This is a genomic window from Paenibacillus sp. P4_E11, from assembly GCF_056401635.1.
This window is the reverse complement of sequence record NZ_JBFUIX010000184.1, coordinates 1-5,652: the sequence shown is the minus strand read 5'-3', so window position 1 is coordinate 5,652 and position 5,652 is coordinate 1. Positions and strand designations below refer to the sequence as shown.

The following is a 5,652-nucleotide window of genomic DNA, read 5'->3' as shown; positions in this document are numbered from 1 at the left end:
ATGATGACGTCTCCTCGCTCCGCCGCTTCTCTAGCGCCTCTCTGCCCCCATTCCACGCGGCATTGAAACGGTGATTGATCGAACATAGCCGCACCTCCTGCATGGGTTTACGATCTTCTATCCGTGAAATAAGATACGATTGAGTCCGTTTCATCCCATCATTTTCTGTCAGACTGGAGTAATATTTCTTTTCTTCTGCACGGTTCTTTACATCTATCTCGGCCAGGCCAATGAAACATGATTTCACTTTCCCTGTATACCTCTGTTCGAATTGTGACACGTAACTCGGTACTAACTGCACGCCTTCTATGGTGTAATCGATTTCATTCTCAACCATGGCCGTCAGCAGAGGGTTAACTACTTTCCACAACCGTTGTCCGGTTATAGCGTCACCTTCTGTTGGAGAAACCCCGAATTCTGGTATTCCACTTGCTATGCCCCTCCGATTAAATAAGCACCTATCTTCACCTCCCGATTAGGCCTTTCCAGTATTCCCAAGCTATTAAGTACTCTTCTAGATCATGAGGATGGGCTCGGATACAGATCGAAATACGGCAGTATAGTTGAAAAAATACGGCTTCAATCAGATCTGATCTCTCTATAGGATCATGCTGGAGTAAGTCGAATGTTGCTAGCAATGTTTCTAGGTTCAAGTCGTCTGGGGACGAGCAAAAAGCATAAGTAAAATCATAGAGCATCGGACCAATCATCGGTGAAGGGTCGATCACACCCACTAGTGAGCGTTCATGATAAACGAAATTATGAACACCTGTGTCTCCATGCAGCAAATATTTGGCCCCATGCTCCTCCCTCTTCGATATATTTTCAACAATGGATTGCACTCTGCTATAGTCCTCAGCTGAAAGAAGGCTCCCCCAACTCGTTCTCGAATCCTCTAGGCTCCGATTGTTCCATTCATGCCAAGATTGAATCGGCCTTTCCAGCCTTCCCCAGATATTAGTCTGCTCCGATTTCTCGTAATGATTGAAGAACTCTTGTACTAGCGTGGTCAACCAGTGTTTCTTCAACCCGCGATTATAATGAGTGGTGCCTCGAATATAGGCATACACGATAAATGTTTTTGCAGGATCGGTGTAGAGGATATTAGGTAAAAGTCGAATGTGCCGATACGTATGAAGAAATTGTTCAGCCAAGGTAATTTGTTGCGGACGGTCAAATTTCAACACATTTTTCGCTTCATTATGCTCGGAAAGAATATAAACAAGCCCATCCGTAGATCCCGACTTATTTACAGTCGCTGTAGTAGCATGATCAATTATGATTTGGTCATGAAGATTTTGGATAATACTGTTCACATCTATTGGTTCTGACATTAGAAATCCCCCCTGTTTGTTACGAACTTCATACTACTTACATAGTAGGGTTGTTCTTGAGGGGGTTCAAGATGAAGTTCCGTTCTAATTAAGTATGCTGCCTGTCGGTAGGGGTTTGGGTGAGCCCAAATATTTCACCATACCAATCGATTGCCCTATCGATGTTTGCTACAGCCAAGAACGTAGCACATACAGCTATTTTCTCGTCCCGATCTATACCACTAGGGGCAAATGAACGGCATGCAACGTAAAAAGCAAAATGGCGGAATGGTTCGGTTTTCTCGTATAAATGATGAAATCGAGTGTCACGAATTGCTTCAAGTAGTTGTAAAGCCTCTTTTTGATAAGAAAATGATGAAGCGGCTGCAAAATATAAAAAAGCACTCCAGATTGCCGAAAAGCTTCAGATTCCTTTTGTTCTTGCAGTAACGATCATACCCGATTGTTTAAATGTTACGCAGCGTTTACCGCATTTCTGCTCTTTAGCTTAACACGCTACTGATTACACTCACTGCCCATGTGCGTCCTTAGATCAACCACTCCTCGGCAACCTGTGCCCGATACAGTCGGCATCCACAGCTAACCAGACATAGAGCTCCCTTTCGGACTATCGTCGTCGGAATGTCATAATGTTCTTGTCACAAGGTTCTTGTCATCGCCCAATGTCAAGAACTTGGGTACTTGAACACTCCCACCACTTGTAGAAGTGGGGGATTCTTGGGTAATCCCATCTACCGAAAGGAAGTCAGCCAAGCGATCTCTGTGGTTCCCACAGTTGGGTAGACCGATCCAGCGTTTACAACAATGCGTGGTTTATATAGCCATTCTCGCTATATTATGAGCGGCATTCTCATCCCGATCATGGATCGTATGACACACCTGACACGTCCACTGTCGCACATGAAGTTGCTTGACCTCTCGATCGATCGCACCGCACACATGACAGGCTTGACTCGTCGGGGCAAAGGTATCCGCATAGTTCACCGTGCGCCCATACCACGCCGATTTGTAGCGGATCTGCCGATCAAACTCTCCCCAAGAGGCGTCGGCTATCGACTTCGCCAGCTTGTGGTTCTTCAGCATATTGACCACTTGCAAGTTTTCCAAGCAGATCGTTTGATTCTCACGAACCAACTTGGTCGACAACTTGTGCAAGAAGTCGGTACGGCTGTTCACGATTGTCTCATGAATGCGTGCTACTTGTTGTTTGGCCTTCTTCCAATTCGAGCCGCCTTGAGTCCGTCGCGATAAGCGACGTTGCCACAACGCCAACTTCTCTTCGTATTGACGTAGAAACTTCGGATTCGCGAATCGCTGGCCATCCGAGCAAACTGCAAACTCCTTAAGGCCTAGATCGATACCAATCCTTTTCTCGATCTGTGACAAAGGCTCTACGGCCACTTCGCAAACCACGGAAACAAAGTATTTGCCCGCCGCGTTACGACGAACGGTAGCCGACAGAATGCGCCCTTCCAATTCTCTCGATTTCGCAAATCGAATCCAACCCAGCTTAGGCAGTCTGRTCTGATTGCTTTCAATGGCAATGTTATGGTTGGTAAATTTCGTTGTGTACGATTGCACTAGATTCTTTCGACTCTTGAACCGTGGCGCCTCATTTTGCTTCTGAAAGAAACGATCAAAGCTATCCGCTAGGTTGCGCACAGCGGACTGTAAAGCAATGCTATCCACTTCCTTCAGCCAATCAAATGTTTGTTTCAAAGCGGGAAGTTGTGTCGCGCAGGTATTGTAGGATAAGCCTCTGTGGGCTTCTTCGTAAGCGGTGTTCCATTTCTCCAGAAAATGATTGAATACAAAGCGACAACACCCAAACATCTTATGGATGAGTTGTTGTTGTCGGTCGTTGGGATAGATTCGATATTTGTAGGCCTTATGTCGAAGGGTTGGAGGAGTATCCTGAACAATGGGTACCATGGCAAATTCCATCTCCCTTGGAATGGATCGTCAATCCATTATAGCACATATGTTCCCATCATTACAAAACCGCCGATTCATCTCGCCACCTATAGAGGTCGGAGTCTTCTCGGCTTTTTAGATAAATAACACCAGTGTATGAGGGCCAGAACTGGTCAACTGCAGAAAAAAGCTCTTCGAAACCCGCCTGCACGAGAGAATCGAAGAGCATTTCTTAGTGGCCTCGCAGTGATTGCTCGATTCGCTTATCCGGCATGAACCAAATCACGGCAACAAGTACAAAAAAGAAGCCGGATATCCAAGGACTCACATATGCGGTCAAGGCCGCGATCATGTAAAGTAAGGGAGATAATTTCCCCTTCCAGTCTTTACCCATCGTTACGACGAAAGAGGAATCGCCTGAATGTTGGTTAATAATCGCGCGCTGAAGTAGCCAGTACGAGAGCGCCGCGAGTAGTAGAATAATACCGTACAGCGCCGTTGGAGTAGCTGCAAAATGGCTTTCCCCCATCCAAGCGGTCGTGAACGGCACAAGGGATAACCAGAAGAGAAGCAGCAAATTGAGCCACATCAACCGCCCGTTCATTGTTCGAATCATGTGCAGTAGATGATGATGATTGTTCCAGTAGATGCCGATATATACGAAACTGAAAATGTAGCTAAGAATCTTTGGGCCGAGTTCGATCAGCGCATACCAGCCATGGCCTTCCGGCACTTTAAATTCCAACACCATAATCGTAATGATAATTGCGAGCACGCCATCGCTGAATGCTTCCATCCGATTCGCTTTCAGAGTGATTCACCTTTTCCTCGCTTCGCGCTTTTTAACCTGTTCAACATCAGTAACTTTGCATAAATCCCTTCATCTTGTCAAGTAAAACTTTCACGAATTGTAATCCATTTATTGCAAAAAGACCTATAACATTCCCCACACTGTTGCCTGATCTATTAAATCCAATTGGTACTTGGTGCCTGAAATATTTCCTTGCATTATCACCCTTAACGAGATGAAGGCTGCCGATCGTGCCAACAGCCTCGTCCTGGGTGTTTATTGAGCTATCGTTCCCGTTTGCGGAACGAACTTAGAAAACATTTTCCCTAATTTCATTTAGTTCCTCTGCACTAAACAATCCTGCATGGTACAGATTGAAAAATTCCTGCGATACACTTTGATCAAAAGGAATTAATCGTTATCCTAATACCATGATCGTACAAAATTCTTATGGGGTCTAGTCCTCTACTCTTGAGAGCATGATATTGCATGTTGGGCAGCCTTCATTGTTGATAATAATGCCCTTGCACTCTTTTAGTTAAATTGGGGAAAGGGTATACTAAGGCTTCAAAAAGCCCTTTTCAACCGCATCATTAACAATACCTTCAATATAACTCCACAGGAATCTGGAGCCGCTCTCAATTCTTCTATTTCTTGTTAATACTTTCTCTCTTGTGACACCCAACCTTTGCCATTGTAAACCATTGGTTTTATAGTTATGAAGGATAGGCATAAAACTATCCATAGCTTGCGCAAATTTTGCCTCAGGTGTCTCTGCATCCTCATATTCATTCCAGATCTTCTTTAATTGATTTGCTTGGTCATGTGGTAATAATCCAAATATTCTATCTGCGGCTTTCTTTTCTTTTTCGGCTTTTTCCAGCAAGCTGACATTACCATAAGCAAATGTATCTCCAGCATCAATTTCAACGATGTCATGGAGCAAAATCATCTTAAAAACCTTTAACATATCCAAATTACTCTCATTGGCATATTCGGACAATACCATTGCACCTACAGCCATATGCCATGTATGTTCTGCATCGTTCTCTTTCCTTGAAGCATCCATTAGGATAGTATTCCTCAGTATCTGCTTCATTTTGTCAATTTCTACAATATTAGTTTGCTTATTTTAACATATAGATTTAAGTTTGTTACACGAATCTGCCCGTTAACGCGGTAAATAAATGGAAAATAATTACTAATTTGATTTTATCGAAATATCCAGCGAATTACAATGGAATTAACCTGCCCGTTACCTTAGCTACCTCACTTCGGTAAAAGGGTCAAGTTCTTGTCGCACGTCCACAAAAGGGGTCGTTCGTCCGCGACAAGAACTTGTCCGAATGAAAACAAAAACCCGTAAGCTATGCGGGTTTGAAGCGTGCTATGTTCTTCTCGTCCGACAACAGTTGTACTTCCGGAGGAGCTCGGCAGAATGCCTATTGCGCACTTCATTATCAGAGCCATCTGCTCACGCGTAATCCGGTAGTCCGTTTCCGAACCCAGTCTGTATCAAATGTCACTGACTTCAAATCACTCGTTATTATACAATGGAATAAAGAAAAGTATGTCGACTGCTTATACGAGGAGGAAAGAGTAATGAAACAAGAG

The 5,652-nt window shown here is 44.2% G+C and carries 4 protein-coding genes and 1 pseudogene; all 5 read right to left on the bottom strand.

Annotated elements, in window-relative coordinates:
* Window positions 1–370: pseudogene (locus AC1DWB_RS30660) on the bottom strand (hypothetical protein); the annotation flags it as partial.
* Window positions 371–464: 94 nt separating this feature from the next.
* Window positions 465–1,334, bottom strand: a complete 870-nt coding sequence (locus AC1DWB_RS30655) for a phosphotransferase (RefSeq protein WP_477544885.1) — start codon at window positions 1,332–1,334, stop codon at window positions 465–467.
* A gap of 813 nt (window positions 1,335–2,147) precedes the next feature.
* The gene (gene tnpB / locus AC1DWB_RS30650; protein ID WP_477544884.1) at window positions 2,148–3,266 is read right to left on the bottom strand and encodes an IS200/IS605 family element RNA-guided endonuclease TnpB; all 1,119 of its coding nucleotides are present in this window, start codon (window positions 3,264–3,266) and stop codon (window positions 2,148–2,150) included.
* A gap of 214 nt (window positions 3,267–3,480) precedes the next feature.
* On the bottom strand, window positions 3,481–4,059 hold the full coding sequence (locus AC1DWB_RS30645; RefSeq protein WP_477544886.1) for a TMEM175 family protein: 579 nt from the start codon (window positions 4,057–4,059) through the stop codon (window positions 3,481–3,483).
* A gap of 538 nt (window positions 4,060–4,597) precedes the next feature.
* A complete protein-coding gene (locus AC1DWB_RS30640; RefSeq protein WP_477544883.1) occupies window positions 4,598–5,137 on the bottom strand; it encodes an HD domain-containing protein in 540 nt (179 codons plus the stop codon).
* Window positions 5,138–5,652: the final 515 nt, after the last annotated feature.